The 18,246-nt window shown below is 71.2% G+C and carries 13 protein-coding genes and 1 pseudogene; 8 read left to right on the top strand and 6 right to left on the bottom strand.

What is annotated here, in order from left to right; genetic code table 11:
- Nucleotides 1-22 precede the first annotated feature (22 nt).
- Together BMY97_RS49630 and BMY97_RS48610 are read right to left on the bottom strand one after the other, a co-directional pair.
- On the bottom strand, nt 23-1,186 hold the full coding sequence (locus BMY97_RS49630) for an MFS transporter (protein WP_425425329.1): 1,164 nt from the start codon (nt 1,184-1,186) through the stop codon (nt 23-25).
- 21 nt (nt 1,187-1,207) lie between these two features.
- Nucleotides 1,208-1,807 (bottom strand): annotated as a pseudogene (locus BMY97_RS48610) (MFS transporter); the annotation flags it as partial.
- A gap of 166 nt (nt 1,808-1,973) precedes the next feature.
- Here BMY97_RS48610 and BMY97_RS26195 point away from each other — a divergent pair.
- Genes BMY97_RS26195 through BMY97_RS26185 form a run of 3 tightly spaced genes read left to right on the top strand, consistent with a single transcriptional unit; the run spans nt 1,974 to nt 6,166 of the window.
- Entirely contained in the window at nt 1,974-2,906 is a 933-nt protein-coding gene (locus BMY97_RS26195; protein ID WP_091621100.1) for a LysR family transcriptional regulator, read from the top strand.
- Nucleotides 2,907-2,962: 56 nt separating this feature from the next.
- Nucleotides 2,963-4,570: a purple acid phosphatase family protein gene (locus tag BMY97_RS26190; RefSeq protein WP_091621097.1), complete on the top strand. Its 1,608-nt coding sequence runs from the start codon at nt 2,963-2,965 to the stop codon at nt 4,568-4,570.
- Between the two features lie 57 nt (nt 4,571-4,627).
- On the top strand, nt 4,628-6,166 hold the full coding sequence (locus BMY97_RS26185) for a fibronectin type III domain-containing protein (RefSeq protein WP_091621094.1): 1,539 nt from the start codon (nt 4,628-4,630) through the stop codon (nt 6,164-6,166).
- Here BMY97_RS26185 and BMY97_RS26180 read toward each other — a convergent pair.
- Nucleotides 6,147-7,046, bottom strand: a complete 900-nt coding sequence (locus BMY97_RS26180) for a LysR family transcriptional regulator (protein ID WP_091621091.1) — start codon at nt 7,044-7,046, stop codon at nt 6,147-6,149. The two genes, BMY97_RS26185 and BMY97_RS26180, sit on opposite strands and share 20 nt — an antisense overlap.
- Nucleotides 7,047-7,128: 82 nt before the next feature.
- On the opposite strand from BMY97_RS26180, the gene BMY97_RS26175 reads away from it, so the two are divergent.
- Nucleotides 7,129-7,854 (top strand): SDR family oxidoreductase, encoded by a 726-nt coding sequence (locus BMY97_RS26175; protein WP_177231553.1) that lies wholly within the window; start codon nt 7,129-7,131, stop codon nt 7,852-7,854.
- 24 nt (nt 7,855-7,878) lie between these two features.
- Here BMY97_RS26175 and BMY97_RS26170 read toward each other — a convergent pair whose 3' ends face one another.
- From BMY97_RS26170 to BMY97_RS26160, 3 genes are read right to left on the bottom strand one after another with little or no spacing between them, the layout of a single operon-like run.
- Nucleotides 7,879-9,540: a class I adenylate-forming enzyme family protein gene (locus BMY97_RS26170; protein ID WP_218156878.1), complete on the bottom strand. Its 1,662-nt coding sequence runs from the start codon at nt 9,538-9,540 to the stop codon at nt 7,879-7,881.
- Entirely contained in the window at nt 9,537-9,923 is a 387-nt protein-coding gene (locus tag BMY97_RS26165) for a hypothetical protein (RefSeq protein ID WP_091621085.1), read from the bottom strand. Before BMY97_RS26165 ends, BMY97_RS26170 begins: the two co-directional genes overlap by 4 nt.
- Nucleotides 9,920-12,598: an ATP-binding protein gene (locus tag BMY97_RS26160; protein WP_091621081.1), complete on the bottom strand. Its 2,679-nt coding sequence runs from the start codon at nt 12,596-12,598 to the stop codon at nt 9,920-9,922. Before BMY97_RS26160 ends, BMY97_RS26165 begins: the two co-directional genes overlap by 4 nt.
- A 147-nt stretch (nt 12,599-12,745) precedes the next feature.
- Here BMY97_RS26160 and BMY97_RS26155 point away from each other — a divergent pair, with 147 nt between their 5' ends.
- From BMY97_RS26155 to BMY97_RS26140, 4 genes are all read left to right on the top strand, one after another.
- The gene (locus tag BMY97_RS26155; RefSeq protein WP_091621078.1) at nt 12,746-13,111 is read left to right on the top strand and encodes a DUF5684 domain-containing protein; all 366 of its coding nucleotides are present in this window, start codon (nt 12,746-12,748) and stop codon (nt 13,109-13,111) included.
- A 240-nt stretch (nt 13,112-13,351) separates the two neighbouring features.
- Nucleotides 13,352-13,792: a TetR/AcrR family transcriptional regulator gene (locus tag BMY97_RS26150; protein ID WP_091621075.1), complete on the top strand. Its 441-nt coding sequence runs from the start codon at nt 13,352-13,354 to the stop codon at nt 13,790-13,792.
- Nucleotides 13,789-14,796 carry an adenosine deaminase gene (locus tag BMY97_RS26145; RefSeq protein WP_091621072.1) on the top strand — a complete coding sequence of 336 codons (1,008 nt, stop codon included), beginning with the start codon at nt 13,789-13,791 and terminating at the stop codon, nt 14,794-14,796. Before BMY97_RS26150 ends, BMY97_RS26145 begins: the two co-directional genes overlap by 4 nt.
- 250 nt (nt 14,797-15,046) lie before the next feature.
- Nucleotides 15,047-18,160 carry an NACHT domain-containing protein gene (locus BMY97_RS26140; RefSeq protein ID WP_177231552.1) on the top strand — a complete coding sequence of 1,038 codons (3,114 nt, stop codon included), beginning with the start codon at nt 15,047-15,049 and terminating at the stop codon, nt 18,158-18,160.
- Nucleotides 18,161-18,246: the final 86 nt, after the last annotated feature.

Raw genomic sequence — 18,246 nt, 5'->3', positions numbered from 1 at the left:
GGACGCGCCGGGTTCTCTTGGATCATGCGGGGCTTCGGGCCGGTTCTCGCTCCTGGTGTTCCGTCCGTTCGTTCCGGGGGAGCAGAAACGGGGTGACCAGCATGACCAGCCCGGCGACCGCGATCGCCGGGCGGGGGCCGATGAGGCCGGCCAGCAGCCCGCACAGGAAGGTCAGAGCCGCGATGCTCGCCTTGCTCGCGACCGACCAGGCGGACAGGGCGCGGGCGACCCGATCGGCCGGGACCTGGCTGAGCCGGTAAGTGGCCAGCACCGGGTTGAAGACGCCGAAGCAGGTGATCACCCCGAGCTCGACCGCCATGACAAGCACCAGACCGCCCGCGCCCGGATGGACGAAGACCAGCCCGATCTGCCAGCACGCGCGCAGCGCGCCGAAAGCACGCATGATCCGCCGCGTCCCGAACCGCCCGACAAGCCGCCCCGCCATCCGCGAACCGACAAGCCCGCCGACACAGGGCGCCGCGAACGCGAGCCCGTATTGCCACGGGGTGAACCCGAGCTGCCCGAGCATCAGCAACGCCATCAGCGGCTGGGCCGCCATGTTCAGCCCGTTGACCAGGATCACGTTGAAGAACAACGGACGCAGCCCTCGATGGACCAGAATGTAGCGCCAGCCCTCCACCAAGCCGGCCAACCGCACCTGCCGCCGGACGGTCGGCACCGCGCCGGTTTCCGGCCCACCGGCCAGCGCCGCGCGGGGTTTCGGCCCGCCGGTTGGCGCCGGGTTTGCTTCTTGCTGCGCGGTCAGCGCGGGGCTGGGTTCACACCCAGCGGTCGGCGCTGGGCTGGCTTCTCGCTGGGCGGTCAGCGCTGGGCTGGGTTGGCGGCCGCTGGTCAGTGCTCGGCTGGGTTTGCGCTCGCTGGTTGGCGCCGGGTTGGGTTCGCGGCCGCCGATCGGGGTCCGGCTAGGTTTCCGCTGGGTGGTCAGCGCTGGGCTGGGTTGGCTGCCGCCGATCAGCGCTGGGCTGGGTTCGTGCTGGGCGGTTGGTGCTGGCCTGGGCTGACAGCCGCTGGTCGGGGCTGGGCTGGGTTTGCGCTCGCTGGCTGGCGCCGGGTTGGGTTCCCGGTCGCCGGTCGGGGTCCGGCTAGGTTTCCGCTGGGCGGTCAGCGCTGGGCTGGGTTCGTGCTGGGCGGCCAGCGCCGGGCTGCGTTCGCAGCCACCGGTCAGTGCTCGGCTGGGTTCGCGCTCGCCGGTCGGCGCCGGAAAGGGTTCCCGGCCGCTGATTGCGTGGATTCCGGTGGCGGAGAGGAGGAAGCTGGTCGCGTTGGCGATCACCGTCACCGCGGGGCCGAGCAGGCCGATCGCCACGCCGCCCAGGGGTGGGCCGAGCATGGTGGTGGTCCAGGTGGTGGCCTCGAAACGGCCGTTGGCCGGGAGGAGGTCTTCCTGGCGCACCAAGGTTTTCAAGTAAGCGCCGCTGGCCGCGGTGAAGGTGATGTCCGCGGCGCCGACGATCACCGAAACGACCAGGAGCTGGGCGAAACCCAGCCGGCCGAAGGCGTACGCGGCGGGCACGCTCAGCAGCATCACGAACCGCAGCAGGTCCATCGTCACCATCACCGGGCGCTTGCGCCGGAACTCGACCCATGGGCCGAGCGGCACCGCGACCAGGGCTCCCACCGCGAGCCCGGCGGCGGCCAGCCCCGACACCTCACCCGGTCCGGCGTGCAGCACCCGGATCGCGATCAGCGAGAACGCGTCGAACGCGAGTGACGTGCCGAACGCGCTCACCGCGTACGCCGCCCACAGCCACCCGAACCGGCGGCCCAACGACTTCCTGCTCCACATGCCCGCATCAAAGCCGACGGGCCGGACCGCGATCAAACAACCGGCCATCCGGCGATTCACAACAACAAGTTGTGGGCAGAGAGCAACAGAAGTCCATGAAAACAGGGAAGCGGCGCCGGAACGAGCACCAAGAACAACCAGAAGTTGTGCGAGTAGCCTCTGGACGGTGGATCTCGAAGCGGTTCGTACCTTCGTCACCGTCGCTGAGAACGGCCAGTTCCAAGCCGCCGCCGATGAGCTGGGCGTCACCCAGCAGGCGGCGTCGAAACGGGTGGCCGGACTCCAGCGAGAGCTCGACGTCAAGTTGTTCGAGCGGATGGCCCGCGGGGTCCGGCTCACTGTCGACGGGCAGACGTTCCTGCCCCACGCCCGTGAGCTCCTCCGCGCCGCCGAACGGGCCAAGGCGGCCGTGACACCGGGCCGCCGGGCGCTGCGGATCGACGTCGTCAACCGCAGGATCGCCCCGTCCGCCATCCTTCGCGACTTCTACCGGCAGCACCCGGGCATCGAACTCGAGGTGGTCACGCTGGCGAACCTCGACGCCACCGCAGCGCTGGCCGAAGTCAGCGCCGGCACCGTGGACGCCACCTTCAGGTCGTTGCGCGACTCCGCCCGCACCGTCCCGAGTGGACTCCGGTCGGCGCGGGTCATCGACGATCGGCACGAACTGCTGGTCGGCCCACGGCATCCCTTGGCGGACAAGAAAACGGTGACGCCGGCCGAACTGGCCGGGCACCCGATCTGGATGCCCGGCATGACCGACGCCGAGCCGGTCGGCTACTACGAGGATCTGGCCGAGGCGTTCGGGCTCACCATCGACACGATCGGACCGGTTTTCGGCGCCGAGGCGCTCCTCGCGGAGATCGCGGACTCGACGCGGCTCGCCAACCTCGTCGGCGAAGGCTCCCGCTATCTCTGGCCGGAAAGCTACCATCTGCGGCGGATCCCGGTCGTCGACCCGATTCCGGTCTACCCGCTTTCGGTGATCTGGCGGGCGGACAACCGCCACCCCGTCCTCGCGAACTTCCTCGACTACCTCCGGGCCCGGCACCAGGCCGCCGCCGGCGACGACGTCTGGGTACCGGACTGGGCCCGCTGAGCCCGGCGCCCGAGTGGACCATTGACCGTGTTAGGAAAGTTTCCTAACATTCAGCCATGGCAGAGACTCCCCGGCGCAGGAGCACTCGAACCCGCCGTCCCCGTTTGCAGGAACAGTACGAGGACGCCCGGCGGTACTCCCGCCGGAACGTCTTCCGCATGGGCGCGGGCGTCGCGCTCACGTCCGGCGGGGTGCTGCTCCCCGGCGCTGCGGCGGCCGCCACCTTCACCGTCCCGACCGTGCTGCTCACCGCCGATACGGTCCCCGGATCGGCGCTGCGGCCGTTCGGACGGCATCTGGCCTACGGCGCGGACCCCTCGCGCTCGGTGGTGGTCTCCTGGCAGGCGCCCGCGAACGTGACCGGGCCCTACCTGCGGTTCGGCACCGCCGCGGGGGAGTACGGCGAGGCGATCCCCGCCGAGGCGCGGGCGCTGGTCAGCGATCTGGCCTGGCAGAAGCCGGATCACACGTTTTCGCCGCACCTCGGCAAAGCCGTGACCCAGTACTACTTGCACGCACGGCTGGACAACCTGCTGCCCGGCACCACCTACTACTACGTCGTGGGCCACCAGGGTTACGACCCGACCACCAGCGGGCGGCTCGGCGAGGTCGCCACCTTCCGCACCGCGCCGACGCCGTCGAGCACCAGCCCGTTCTCCTTCACCGCCTTCGGCGACCAGGGCGTCGGCTACAACGCGGTCGCGACCAACAGCCTGGTCGCCGATCTCGCGCCCCGGTTCCATCTCGCCATGGGCGACCTGAGTTACGCGCTCGAGGGCGAGGGCGGGCATCCGGACGAGGACGCCTACGACGCGCGCAAGTGGGATTCGTTCTTCGCGCAGAACGAGCCCATCGCGGCCGAGGTCCCGTGGATGGTCGCGCTCGGCAACCACGAGATGGAGGGCTGGTACGACTACCACGGCTACGGCGGGGCGCGGGCGCGGTTCACCATGCCGGACAACGCCTGGGACGGGTCGACCTGCATCTACTCGTGGCGGTACCAGAACGTCGGGCTGATCAGCCTGGACGGCAACGACATCTGCTACAACAGTCCGTCCAATCTGGACTACACCGAGGGCCGGCAGCTCGCGTGGCTCAAGGCGCAGCTGGCCCGGTTCCGCGGCGACCCGACGATCGACTTCATCGTCGTCTACTGCCACCAGTGCACGTACTCCACCTCGTCGTCCAACGGCGCCGAGCTGGGCGCGCAGCAGAAGTGGGCGCCACTGTTCGACCAGTACCAGGTGGACCTGGTGCTCAACGGGCACAACCACGTTTACGAGCGCACCGACCCGATCCGCGCGGGCAAGGCCGGCAAGAAGGCGGCGATCCAGGGCACGGTCGACCCGGTGAAGGACGGCACCACGTACATCACCGCCGGCGGGGGCGGCGAGGGCGTCAACGAGTGGGTGGACACGAAGATCGCCGACTCCTACTACGGCCACGTCAAGGACGCCACGGCCACCATGCGGTTCGACGACGAGGACGGCGGGGAGCATTCGGCCAAGGTCACCTGGTCCCGGGTGCGGTACCGCGGCTACAGCCTGGTCGCGGTCGACGTCACCCCGGCCGCGAACGGCAGCCCCGCTCGGCTGAAGGTGCGCGCGCTCGCCGAGGACGGCACACCCGTCGACGAGATCACCTTGCAGCGTCAAGGCTCGTGAGTGGCCAGGACGGTTGGAACCGGCGTAAACACTCACTAGTCCGGAAAGGTTGCCCGCATGCCTCAGACCCCGCAGACCGACAACTACTCGCGGCGGGCGCTGTTCAGGGCAGGCGCCATGGGCGGCGCGGTCCTGACCGCCGGTGCGCTGGTGCCCGGCACTGCGACGGCCGAACCCCGTGCCGCCGCGCCGAAACTGCGCCCGCTCGGGCGGCATCTCGCTTACGGGCCGGACCCGGCCAAGCAGGTGGTGATCTCCTGGCAGGAACTGCGCGCGGTCACCGGGCCGTACGTCCGGATCGCCGACGGCTCGGGCGTCTTCGGTGCCCCGATCGCCGCCGAGGCGCGCACGCTGAAGAGCGAACTGTCGTGGCAGGCGCCCGAACACGACTTCCCGCCGCATACGCCGGACACCATGAGCCAGTACTACCTGCACGTCCGGCTCGACGACCTGACCCCCGCCACCACCTACCACTATGTGGTGGGGCATCAGGACTACGACCCCACCGCGAGCGGGCGCCCCGGCGAGATCGCCACGTTCCGCACGGCCCCCGCCGCCGGGAGCGCGGATCCGTTCACCTTCACCGCTTTCGGCGATCAGGGTGTCGGCTACAACGCGCGCCGGGCGAACAGCCAGCTCGCGGATCTCGCGCCGGCCTTCCACCTCGCCCTCGGAAATCTCAGCTACGCCATCACCTCCGGCACCGCGAACGCCGAAGGCGGGCACATGGACACCGACAAGTACGACGCCGGCAAGTGGGATTCTTCCTTCGCCCAGAACGAGATCGTCGCCGCCGGCACGCCGTGGATGATCACCCTGGGCAACCGCGAGATGGAGGCCTGGTACGCCGCGAACGGTTACGCCGGGACCGCGGCCAGGTTCACCATGCCGGACAACGCGTGGAGCGGCGCCACCGGGATCTACTCGTGGCGGTACCAGAACGTCGGGCTGATCTCCTTGGACGGCAACGAAATCTGCTCCCGCAACACCGGGAACTCCGACTACACCAAGGGCAAGCAGACCACCTGGCTGGACGCCCGGCTCGGCAGCTTCCGGAGCGACCCGGCGATCGACTTCGTGGTGGTCTGCCTCCACCACGCGCCGTACTCCACCGCCGATGCCGGTGGGGCCGAGAGCGTCGCGCAGCAGAAGTGGGCGCCGCTGTTCGACAAGCACCGGGTCGACCTGGTGCTCAACGCGCACAACCGCCTCTACGAGCGCACCGACCCGATCCGCGCGGGCAAGGGCACCAAACCGGTGCAGCCGCGGGGCACCCTCACCCCGGCGTCGGACGGCACCACGTACCTCACGGCCGGCGGCGGTGGCGAGGCCCTCGATCCGTTCTACCGGAATCCGCCGGAAAGCTATCTGGGCCACGAAAACACCGGCGGCACCCCGACGATGAAGTGCTTCAAGAAGAACAGCACCGGCCATACCGACACCGCGGTCACCTGGTCCCGCGTGCGTTATCGGGGTTACGGCGTGGTGGCGGTCGATGTCGTCCCGGCGGCGGGCGGCGTCTCCGCCCGGATGACGGTGCGTGCGCTCGCCGAGGACGGCACGCTGATCGACGAGGTCACGATGCTCCGCTCTTGAGCTGCGTTGCCGCCGCCGGCGAGGAGGTGCCGCGCAGCCCGGCCGCCGAGCGGACGAGGGCGGCGATCGCCGGTGAGTGACTGCTGGGCGGCCACGCGATCACCGTGGTCACTTCCGGCGCGTCGACAACGGGCACGGCTACGTGATCGGGCCACTGCCAGGCCCGGCTGGAGGCGGGGATGACCAGCAGCGTCCGGCCGAGCGCCACGAGCTGGGCGAGCTGGGACTGGGTGTGCACCTCCGGCCCGGGACCGTCCGGATAGGACCCGTCGAGCCGGGGCCAGCGGGCGATCGGCAGGTCCGGCACGTCGCGGACCTCGGCCAGTGTGAGCCGATCGCGTGACGCCAGGGGATGCCCGGCGGGCAAGAGCGCGATCTGGCTCTCGACCTGGAGATCCTGGGTGTCGAACCCGGCGAAGTCGTCGAACGGCCGGTGCATGAGGGCGACGTCGGCCCGCCCGTCGCGCAGCAGCCCGGCCTGCTCGCCGACCTCGCACAGCAGGATTTCGATCGGCGCCGCACCGGGTTCGCCCGCCAGTGCGTCGAGGAGTTGTTGCAGGAGCTCGTAAGACGCCCCGGCCTTGGTCACGAGCACCAGCGGCCGCTTCGTTTCCCCGGCGCGCTGCGTTCGGCGCGCGGCGGCCGCGACCGCGCCGAGGGCCGCCCTGGCTTCGCGGAGCATCACCTCGCCGGCCTCGGTGAGCGATGCTCCACGGCGGTCACGATCGAGGAGGCGGACGCCGAGCCGTCGTTCCAGCTGGCTGATCGCGCGGGACAGCGGCGGCTGGGCGATCCCGAGCCGGACGGCGGCGCGGCCGAAGTGCAGCTCTTCGGCGACGGCCACGAAGTACCGGAGCTCGCGGGTCTCGAGATCGTCCACGGACGAAGCGTACGCCTGGTACCCGGCCGGTATCAGGGCTTGCCGAACCGGTCTTGGACAGCCGGGGCGCGGCCCGCCGATCATGGCTGGAGTGAACGAAACGAAGACCGCGCTGGTCACCGGCGCGAACAAGGGAATCGGTTTTGCCATCGCGCAGGGCCTCGGCGCGATCGGCTTCACGGTCGCGGTGGGCGCGCGTGACGACGTCCGGCGCGAGGAAGCCGTCGAGAAGCTGCGCGCGGCCGGCGTGGAGGCGTTCGGCGTCGCCCTCGATGTCACCTCCGACGAAAGCGCCGCCGCGGCGGCGGCCACGATCGAGCGGGCCAGCGGACGGCTCGACGTGCTCGTGAACAACGCGGGCATCGGCGGCCCGACCGACGGCGACGTGCAGGACCCGACGAAGCTGGACCTCGGCGTCGTCCGCGCCGTCCTCGACACCAACGTGTTCGGCGCCGTCCGGGTGACCAACGCGGTGCTCCCGCTGCTGCGCCGCGCGGACTCGCCGCGCATTGTCACCATGTCGAGCAACATGGGCTCGCTGGCTCTGCGGACCGGCCCGATCATGGCCGCGTACGCACCGTCGAAGTCGATGCTCAACAGCATCACCGTCCAGTACGCCCGCCGGCTCGCGGACACGAACGTCATCGTGAACGCCTGCTGCCCCGGCTACGTCGCGACCGATTTCACCGGCTTCGCGTCGCCGCGCACGCCCGAGCAGGGCGCCGCGATCGCGATCCGGCTCGCCACTCTGCCGGACGACGGACCGCGCGGCGGCTTCTTCGACGACGAGGGCGTGGTCGCCTGGTGACCCGGCGGGACCGATCCGGCCGGATTACGGCTGCGGGTCCTCGTCTCGGAGCTGCCGCTTGAGCACCTTGCCCGATTCGCCGTACGGCAGGCTCGGGCGGAACTCGACCCGGCTCGGCACCTTGAACGCGGCGAGCGCCGGCGCGCACCACTCGCGGACCTGCTCGGCGGTGAGGCTGTCCGCGCCGTCGGCCCGGACCACAAAGGCCTTGACCTCCTGCCCCAGCTCGGGGTGCTCGACGCCGACGACCGCGGCGTCGGCGATCCCGGCGTGGCCGAGCAGCCGGTTCTCGATCTCGATCGGGTAGACGTTCTCGCCGCCGCGCAGGATCAGGTCGGTGCGGCGGCTTTCCAGGTACAGCAACCCGTTCTCGATCCGCCCGAAGTCGCCGGTGGCGTACCAGCGGTCCGGGTCGAGCACTGCGGCCGTGGCTTCGGGGTCGCCCCAATACCCGAGGAAGACCGACGGGTGCCGGAGGTGGATCTCGCCGATTTCGCCTTGCGCGAGCACGGCGCCGCCGGTCCCCCTGATCTCGACCTCGGACGTCGGCGGCGCGATGCCGACCGAATCCGGGTGCTCGGCGAAGAGTGCGCCGCCGGCCTGGGTGCCGAGGCCGACGGTCTCGCTCGCGCCGTAGCCGTTGCCCAGCCGCGCCTGGGGAAGCCGTCGTCCCAGCTCCCGGACCAGTTCCGGCGGGAAGACGGCGCCACCGGAGTTCACGGCGACCACCGAGCCGACGTCACGGGCGGCCAGGTCCGGATGCCGGAGCAGGCGCCGGAAGTGCGTCGGGACGCCGGACCACGCGGTGACCCCGTGCCGTTCGGTCAGTTCCAGGTGACGGCCCGGATCCCAGGCGCCGGGTTCGGTGAACACCAGCTTCGTGCGGAACACCGCACCGGAGATCACCACGCCCACGAAGCCGGAGACGTGGAACATCGGGCTCACCACGATCGACGCCGCCCGCCCGGCCGCGGGGGCGCCCGCCGCGGCGATGGCTCTGGTCAGCCCCTGCGACAGGGCGTAGTTCACGACGTTCCGGTGCGAGAGGGTGGCGCCCTTGGCGCGTCCGGTGGTGCCGCTGGTGAACAGGATGACCGCGGCCGCGTCCTCGGTGATCTCCGGCGCCGGGGGCGTCCGGCCCCGGAATTCCGCCGCCTCGCCGAGGATCTCGTCCAGCAGCCGGGTGGGCACCGGACTGTCATCCAGGCGTGCCAGCCTGCGCTCGTCGCCGGTGACGAGGACCGGGCCGGTCAGCTTGATGCCGTCGGCCAGCTCGGGCCCCGTCCACCATCCGTTGAGGCTGGTGACGACGGCGCCGAGGCTCAGCACCGCCCACAGCACCAGGACGTATTCCGCGGAGTTGGCGGACACGATGGCCACGCGGTCCCCGGCCCGTACCCCGTGCCGTTCGGCCAGCAGGACCGCGATCGCGTTGATGTCCTCGACCGCCTGGCGGTAAGTCCACCCACGGCCGGGGGCGACGAGGAAAACCCAGTCCGGGCTCTCGGCCGCGGAGGTGTCGAGCAGCTGCCGCAGTGATCGGGGCCGTCGCGCGAAAACCTGGTGCGGGGCGCCGAGCACGTCCTCGGTGACCAGCTCGAACGGCGCTCCGGGCCCGACCAGCCGGGCCCGGAGTCCGGCCGGTATCGACTCGGCAGTCCAGGCCAGGCGGGCGGGGCCGGTCACTTCGCGGCGTGCACGGCCCGGGCCTGCGGGTCGAAGCACACAAGCCCGTGCTCACGGGCCAGCGCCCGCACTACCGAGCCCACCTCCTCGGCCCGAGGCCAGGCGATCGGCATGAGCACGTGGCCGGGCGACACCTCCAGCCCCCCGTTCCACGGGCATGTCTCGAAGTCCTCAGGGGCGAGCGCGGTCAGCTCCGGGTACTTCGCCGTCAACGCCTGGTAGAAGGCGGCAACGTGCTCGCTCGGAACGAGGCCCGTGAAGTCCTCCTCGCACAGCCGCGCGTACTTTTCTTCCGCAGCTTCAGGAGCCGGCGACGAGTCGGGCTCGAACCACACTGCCAGATCGAAACTCATGGTGTCCTCACTGTCGGGGTTGTTGCTCACCGGTCCAGGCCGAGCAGGTCGGGGTGGTCCTTCAGCTGCTTTCGCGAGGTGACTCCGAGTTTGCCGAAGATCGCACGCAGGTGCGCGTCGACCGTGCGCTTGCTGATGAACAGCTGGGTGGCGACCTCGTTCGACGTGGCGCCGGCAGCCACCAGCCGGGCCACGGCCACCTGCTGCATCGTGAGCTTTTCGTACGCCTGCGCGGATCGGCGCTGAACCTGCTGCCCGGCGGCGCCCAGTTCGTCGGCGGCGCGCCGGGCGAAGGCCTCGGCTCCCGCCGTCGAGAACGAGTCGTGGGCGGCTCGCAGCTCTCCCAAGCAATCTTTGCGACGGCCCTTGCGCCGCAGCCATTCCCCGTACAGCAGGTGCGCGCGGCCTTCGTAGAGAAGGTAAGGACCGTCCGCGAGGCACTCGACGGCTTCCCGGTAGTCGTCCTCGACTCCCGTCACGAGCCCTCGGGCGTACGCCGCGACTCCCCGGCCGAGCGTGGTCCCCGCCGCCTGCGTGCGTTCGGTCAACGATTCCAGCGCGCGCGTGGCCACCTCGGGTTCGTGACACTTGACGGCCGCCTCGACGAGTTCGGGCAGCGCCACCCCGGTGAGGAAGAGGTCGCCGTGCCCGGTCGCCTGGCGGGCCGCGGCCAGCGCGGCGGGGTAGTCGGCCAAACCGTTGTGCAGCAAGGCCGAGGTCCAGTACAGGTCGGTCACCCCGCCCGCTTCACCGGAGGCCGTGGCTGCCTGGAACAGGGCCAGGGCCTCCTCCCGGCGGCCCCTGATGGCGGCCAGCAGCAGCCGGTGGTACATCAGCGGAGGCTCGCCGGCCGCGTCGGCGATCGCCTCTTCCTCGGCGGCCGCGACGAGTGCGGTCCCGAGGTCGCCGGCGAGGGCGGCGGCCGTCGTCTTCTGCGCGAAAGCGAGCCTCAGCACCGACGGCGAGCCCGACTCCCGGCCGGCCTTCTCCAGCCATTCGACGATGGCGGGGAGGATGTCGGGCTCCCACAGCTCGGTGCTGATCATCGACGCGAGCCCGGGGCGTTGGATCCACAATGGACTGCCGTCGGTCCCCAATGCGGCACGAAGCAGGGGAAGCGCCGCCCGGTAACCCTGCTCGGCCAAGGTGATCAGCGCTTCGAGGAGGTCCGGCTCGCTCGGCGCCGGTGCGGCGGCCCGGGCCGCGGTGAGGACTTCGTCGACGACGCCGCCGGCCCGGCCGACGACCAGGCTCATCTCGAGGGCGTCCAGGAAACAGTCCCGCGCCCGGTCGGGGTCCAGTTCGGACAGCCGGCGCGCCGCGCTCACCGTCCGGGACGGGCCGCCGCCGTCGCCGGGGCGGATGAAGGCGATCCGGCCACGCAGCAGATCGACGCGGGCTCGCCGGAACTCGTCCAACGCGGCGGTTTCGAGGGTCGTGAGGAGGTCGGCCGCCCGGTCGATGGCGCCCGCGTCGATGCCGGCCTGCGCCGCGGCCAGGGTGCGTTCGATCCGGTGCCCGGGGTCCAGCGAGAGGGCGACAGCGCGTTCGAGGAAGGCGGCCGTGGCCGCGGCACCCCCGCGTGACCGGGCCCGCGAGGCGCAGCGCTCCAAGTCGGCCGCGACGTCCTCGTCCGGGCCGGCACTGGCTTGCGCGCGGTGCCACGCGCGCCGGTCCGGGGCCGTCAGCGGGTCGGTCGCCTCGGCCAGCGCGCCGTGGGCCGCGAACCGCACGGTGTCGGCGGCGGCGCGGTAGACCGCCGAGCGGGCCAGCGGATGGCAGAACACGACGCGCGCCGCGAACTCGACCAGCCCGGTGGCGGCCGCGTCCGCGCCGGCCGTGGTCACGTTGATGCCCAAAGCCTCCGCGGCCGGCCACAGCAGACCGGGATCGCCGGTGGGATCGGCACTGGCGACGGTCAGCAACAGCCGGGCCTCGGCCCCGAGCCCGTCCAGCCGCGCCCGGAAGCCGTCCTCGATCCGGGACGGCACCGAGGCCGCGGCGGGCAGGGCGAAACCGCCGGCCCGGGGCAGTTCCAGCAGCGCGAGCGGGTTGCCGTCCGCCTCGGCGATGAGCCGGTCGCGGACCCGGTCGTCGAGCGGGAACGGGTTCCGCGCGGCCAGCAGGGCCTTGGCGTCCTGGACGCTCAACCGGCCGACGGCCAGCCCCGGCAGCTCGGCCAGCTCGTCCACAGTGGACGGTGAGCGCAGCGCGAGGACCATGGCGACGGCGTCGGCCCCGACCCGGCGGGCGAGAAAGGCCATCGCCCGCGAAGAGGCCGCGTCCAGCCACTGCGCGTCATCGATCACGCACAGCACCGGCCGGTCGCCGCTCATCGCCGTGACCAGCTCCAGGATCGCCAGGCCGACCTGAAACGGCTGGGGCGTCCCGTCGGCCAGCCCGAACGCGATCCGCAACGCGTCGCGGTGCCGCTCCGGCAGTTCGGCGAGGTGCTCGAGGCTCGGGACGCACAGCTGGTGCAGGGCGGAGTACGGCAGTTCCTGCTCGAATTCGGCGCCGGAGGCTCGAAGCACCCGGAAGCCGGTGGCCGTCCGGACCGCGTGCTCCAGCAACGTGCTCTTGCCGATGCCGGCCTCGCCGCTCACCACCAGCGACCCGCCCTGGCCCGCGCGCGCCGCGTCGAGCAACTCCCCGACCCGGCGTTTCCCGGCCTCCCGGCCGACCATCGGCGGCTCGGCGGGCATGGGGGTCCTCACCAGGCCCGGCCGCTGATCATGCCGCTCAGCCTACCCGGCGGGCCGGGTCACGGTGCCCGCTCCGCCGCTTGCGTCACCGTTGCCGCTAGGGTCAGCCATCCTTCCCGACTCCCGGCCGAACGGAACACCAGCTCCATGAACGACACCTCGACGTCCCTCAGCAGCCCCCTTCTCGGCGGCGGGGGCGTGGTCTTCGGCCTGCTCGTGATCATCGCGCTGTGGAAGGTGTTCACCAAGGCCGGGCGCCCCGGCTGGGCGGCGATCATCCCCATCTACAACGTCTACACCCTGCTGAAGATCGCCGGGCGCTCCGGCTGGTGGCTGATCCTGCTGCTCATCCCGGTGGTCAACATCGTCGTCGGGATCATCGTCTCGCTCGACGTCGCGAAGGCGTTCGGCAAGAGCGGCCTCTTCGGCTTCTTCGGCCTGTTCGTGTTCTCCGTCATCGGTTATCTCATCCTCGCTTTCGGCGGAGCGCGCTACGCCAAGCCGTCCGCCTGAAAGCGCGCCGGGGCAGACCGAGCCCATCGTGCTGCTCGCATTCACGATGCGCGCCGCCAGCCCAGCCAAACGGTGTAGCCCTGCTGCGTCCCCGTCCGCCGCGACACCCGGTCGATTTCCGAGCTCGCGTTCGCGACCGGCTGCGAGTCCGAAAGCGCGTTCAGCACGGCGCTTCGCCCCAACAGTTTCGCGATCTCGCCCGCCAGGCTGAGGCCGGGGGCCAGGCTTTACGCTCGTCCGATGGCGAGTGGTCCCGGTGAACGAGCGCGCCTGCTGTCGCTGACCCGTGAGGTGATCCTCGCGCGGGGGGTGACCGGCCTGTCGCTCAGCGAGCTGGCCAGGAGCATCGGCTCCAACAACCGAATGCTGCTCTACCACTTCGGTTCGCTGGAGGAGCTGCTCGCCGCGGCCGTCGACGACATCCTCGGCGGCACGGTCCTGCTCGACCGGCTCGACGGGCTGCTCCGGTCGCCGGGCACCGCCCCGGACCGGCTGGGGGCGGCGTGGCAGGAGATCGCCGAGCGCCTGCCGCAGCTGCGGGTTGTTCTTCGCGCGCTTCGGCATGGCCGTCGACCTGCCCGATCGTTATGCGGGCTTCCTGGACGACGTCCGCGAACGGTGGGCGCGGTGAGCCCCGACCGTGGGTCGACGCCGTCCACGCCTGAGGGAGACCTGCCGTGACCGACGCGTTCATCGCGACGCTGCCCAAAGCCGAGCTGCACGTTCACCTGGAAGGGACGCTCGAACCGGAGCTGCTGTTCGCGCTCGCCGCGCGCAACCGCGTGGAACTGCCCTGGCCGGACGTCGACCAGGCCCGCGCCGCCTACACGTTCACCGGGCTGGAGCACTTCCTGCCGCTGCTGTTCCGGTCGGCCGCGGTGCTCCGCGGCGGCCGGGACTTCTACGACCTCACGCACGCCTACCTGACCCGCGCGGCCCTCGACGGAGTCCGGCGAGCCGAGATGTTCCTCGGCGTGCAGACGTTCCTCGACGCGGGCGTGCCGATCGCCGATCAGCTCGACAGCGTCCTTTCCGCGATCTCCGACGCGCGAGCCGACCTCGGCGTCGACGGCGCGCTGATCATCACCTGCCAGCGGCATCGCTCGCAGGCCGACGCGAGGGAGGTCCTGGACCTGATCGAGCCGTGGCGGGAGCGGATCCTGGGCATCGGGCTCGGCGCGGCCGAGCGGGGCAACCCACCCGCCAAGTTCGCGGGTTACTACGAGGACGCTCGTGCGCGTGGCTATCGCACCACCATTCACGCGGGCGAGGACGGCCCCGCTGAATACGTTCGGGAGGCACTGGACGTCTGCCGCCCCGACCGCATCGACCACGGTGTCGCCGCGGCCGCCGACCCGGCCCTGCTGGCGCGGCTGCGCGACGAGGCGGTGCCGCTGACCGTCTGCCCGCTGTCGAACGTGGCGCTGCGCGTGGTGCCGTCGATGGCCGAGCACCCGCTGCGCACGATGCTGGAGGCCGGCCTGCTGGTCACCGTCAACTCCGATGACCCGCCCTATTTCGGCGGCTACGTCAACGACAACTACGCGGCGGTCCGCCACCACCTCGGCCTGGACCGGACCGCACTCGCCGACCTGGCGCGCAACAGCTTCCACGCGTCTTTCGACGACCCTCGGCACATCGCCACTCACCTTGCCGCGGTTGACGAGCACCTGCGCGCGTTCTGAGGGCTGACCCGGTCGGTGTCCTTCCTGGCCTTCTCGCTGCTCGCGACGGTGACCACCGCGTCGCCCTCGCCCCGGTACCTCGAACCGGTCGACGAGAAGATCAGGCGCCGGACGTGTGCTGGTCGCCCGCACCGCCTGTGACCAGCAGCTTCACCGTGGGATCCCTCCTCGCCGAACGAAGTTGGCAGCTTGGCCGGGCACGTGCGGCGAACCGGGACCGCTCCCATGCCGCCGGTGTAACTTGGAATTCGTGACCAGAACCGGGCCTGCCGACGGGCATTACGCGATTCTCGTGGTCGATGTCAAGGAGTTCAGCCGGTTCACTACCCGGCCGGCGCAGGTCGAGGCGCGGGAGCGGGTTTATCGGGCGCTCGAAACGGCGTTCGGGCGATCCGGGGTTCCTTGGGAGAAGTGCCCGCACGAGGATCGTGGCGACGGTGTGCTGATTCTGATTCCCGGTGAGCTGTCGAAGAATCCGCTCGCCGCGTTGCTGCCGGACGAGCTGGCGCGCGCACTCGCCGAGCGCAATGACGGGCTGCCGGAACGGGAGCGGGTCCAGTTGCGCGTCGCGCTGCATGCCGGTGAGGTGGCCGCGGACAGTCACGGTTACACCGGGACCGCCATCAACCTGGCGTTCCGGCTGGTCAACTCGGCGCCGTTGCGCGGGGCGCTCGACAAATCGTCCGGCGTGGTGGCGCTGGCGGTGTCGACCTGGTTCTACGACGAGGTGGTCCAGCACAACGCGGCCGCGCGGCCGAAGTCGTACCGTCGCGTTCGGGTGGAGAACAAGGAAACCCGCAGCGACGCGTGGATCAGCCGTCCGGACGATTCCTATCCGGACCGGATATCCGACGAGGACCCTATTCCGGATCGGAATTTCGAGGAACGCTACGTCGATTTCGTCCGGGAGGACAACGCGGGTTTCGAGCTGTTCCGGGTCGCCCGGCGGCGCGGGCCGATCGACTATTCCTTCGACAAGTACTACGTCGTCCCGCCGGTCACCCGGCGGCAGGCGGCGACCCCCACGCCGGAGCTGACCGGGGCGGGCACGGACTCGGCCAACGCCATCGCCGACGCGCGCCGGGTGCTGCTCCTCGGCGGCGCGGGCGCCGGCAAGACGACGTTCCTGGCCTGGCTGGCCAACGACGTCGCGCGCCGGCATGCCGAAGAGGGCCCGTGGCGCGGGGTCGTGCCCTTCCCGATCTCGCTGCGCCTGTTCGCGGGGACCGACCTGCCGGACGACCCGGAGCTGCTGCTGGCCGCCGTCGCGCCCACGCTCGCCGAGGAGAAACCCAAGGGCTGGGTAACGGAGCTGTTCGCGTCCGGCCGGGCGATGCTCCTGGTCGACGGGCTCGACGAGCTGGTGGCGGACCGGCGGGCGAAGACGCGCCGCTGGGTCGAGACGTTCGTGCGCACTTACCCGAACGCGCGTTACGTCGTGAGCACCCGGCCGTCCGCGGTGGAGGATCGGTGGTTCGTCGACACCGACACCGAGATCGGCCTGGAACGGTTCGAGCTGCCGGAGCTCAGCCGCCTCGGCCTCGGGCGGGTGATCGACCGCTGGTTCGCCGCCGCGGCCGACCAGGAGCCGAGCGCCGAGCAGCAGGAGCTGCTGAAGACCTACCCGGAGCGGCTGCGGACGGAGCTGGACACCCGCCCGAACCTCCGCGGCCTGGTGTCCAGCCCGCTGATGGCCGGGCTCCTCTGCGCGCTGTACCGCGAGGACCAGTACCTGCCGCGGACCCGCCGGGAACTGCTCGACCAGGCGCTCGACCTGTTGCTCACGCGCTGGGACGACACGGCGCACCGCGGGATGACCGTCGTCGACAGCCTCGATCTGGTCAAGGCGGAGAAGCAGATCCTGCTGGAGCGCTTCGCCTCGCCGATGGTGCGGCGCAACGAATTGCTGGTGCCCAGGCCGGCGGCGCTCGCCCGGCTGGACGAAGCCAAGACGGGCCTGCGCGCACAGGACCTCGACTCCGAACCGTTGCTGCAGCACCTGCTGGAACGCTCCGTGCTGCGGGAAAGCGCGGCCGATCACCAGATCCAGTTCGTGCACCGCACCTTCCGCGACTACCTGGCCGCGGCCGACATCGTGAAGCGGGGGGAACTCGACGAGCTGGCCGGCCACGCGCACGAGGACTCCTGGTACGAGGTCGTTTTCATGGCCGCGGCGCGGGCCAGGGAGGGCGAGGTCGCCGAGCTGCTCGACAGCCTCCTGCGGCGGGCCAAGCGCAGCACCGACCAGGCCGTCGCCGATCGGCTGAAGCTGGTCGCCGCGGCCTGCCTGGAGTACGCCGACGTGGTCGACCCGCACAGCCGGCGCGTCGAGGTGGAGGAGGCGGCCCGCCAGCTGGTGCCGCCGGTCGACGTGCAGCAGGCGGAGATGCTGGCGAAGGCCGGCCGGTTCGTCGTCGGCCTGCTGCCCGGGCCGGACGAGCTGGCCGGGCCGGACCGGGACACCGTGGCGGCCGCGGTGCTGCGGACGCTGGCGCTGGTGGGCGGTGAGGAGGCCTGGCAGAAGATCCGGCCGTTCACCGCGATGCACCAGTCCACAGTGGTCGACGAGCTGCTGCGCGGGTGGCGGGCGTTCGAGTTCTCCGACGCCTACGCCGCCGAACTGCTGTCCAGAGTGGACTTCGGGGACCGGGTGCTGAACGTGCACCGCTGGGGCATGCTGGCCCCGCTGCGGCATCTGACCACGCTGCGCGCGGTGAAGGTGATCGGCGACATCGCGCTGGCCAGCGACCGCGACGGCCTGCGCCCGCTCGCCGCCGTGCCGAAGCTGCGGCGGCTGGAGATCGCGTCCAACGAGGTGGTCCGGGACCTGAGCCCGCTGGCGGACTGTGCCGCGTTGCGGGTGCTGACCATCTCCGCGTACAGCCGGCTGCGCGATCTGTCCGGATTGGACGGTTCCTCGGTCGAGAAGCTCCGCCTGCTGACGATCGGCAAGACCGATCCCGACCTCGGCACCCTGGCCGGGACTCCGCTGCGCTCCCTGTCGCTGCGGCATCCCGCGCTTTCCCGCGGCTTGCACTCGATCCCGGCCGAGCTGGCCCTGACCGAGCTGGCGATCCACAACCGCGCGGAGGACCGGTCGCTGCTGGGCGTCGAGCGGTTGCGGCTGCTGGAGAAGGTGACTGTCAACGGTGTGCTGAAGGCCGAGGACGTCGCGGCCCTGGCCGAGCTGCCGCAGCTGCGCCACCTCGTGCTGCACGGCCCGTACCCGCTGGCCGACCTGGCCCGGCTGCGGCCGCTGGCCGACCGGCTCCACGTACTCGAACTGCGCGGCGTGGACGAGCGCGACGCCCGGTTCGCGGCGGCCACGGTCGGCGAAGACCTCGCCGCGAAGCTGCGCACCTGAGTTTTCCCGTCGGCGCGGGGAACACCGCCCGGGTGGAACTTGGTGGAATGAGCGGGATTTCCCGATCAGCGTCCACAGTGGTCTCT

This window comes from Amycolatopsis saalfeldensis, assembly GCF_900110575.1.
GTDB classification, from domain to species: domain Bacteria; phylum Actinomycetota; class Actinomycetes; order Mycobacteriales; family Pseudonocardiaceae; genus Amycolatopsis; species Amycolatopsis saalfeldensis.
Note: the sequence above shows the minus strand (reverse complement) of the source record. Positions and strands in the feature narration are given on the sequence as shown.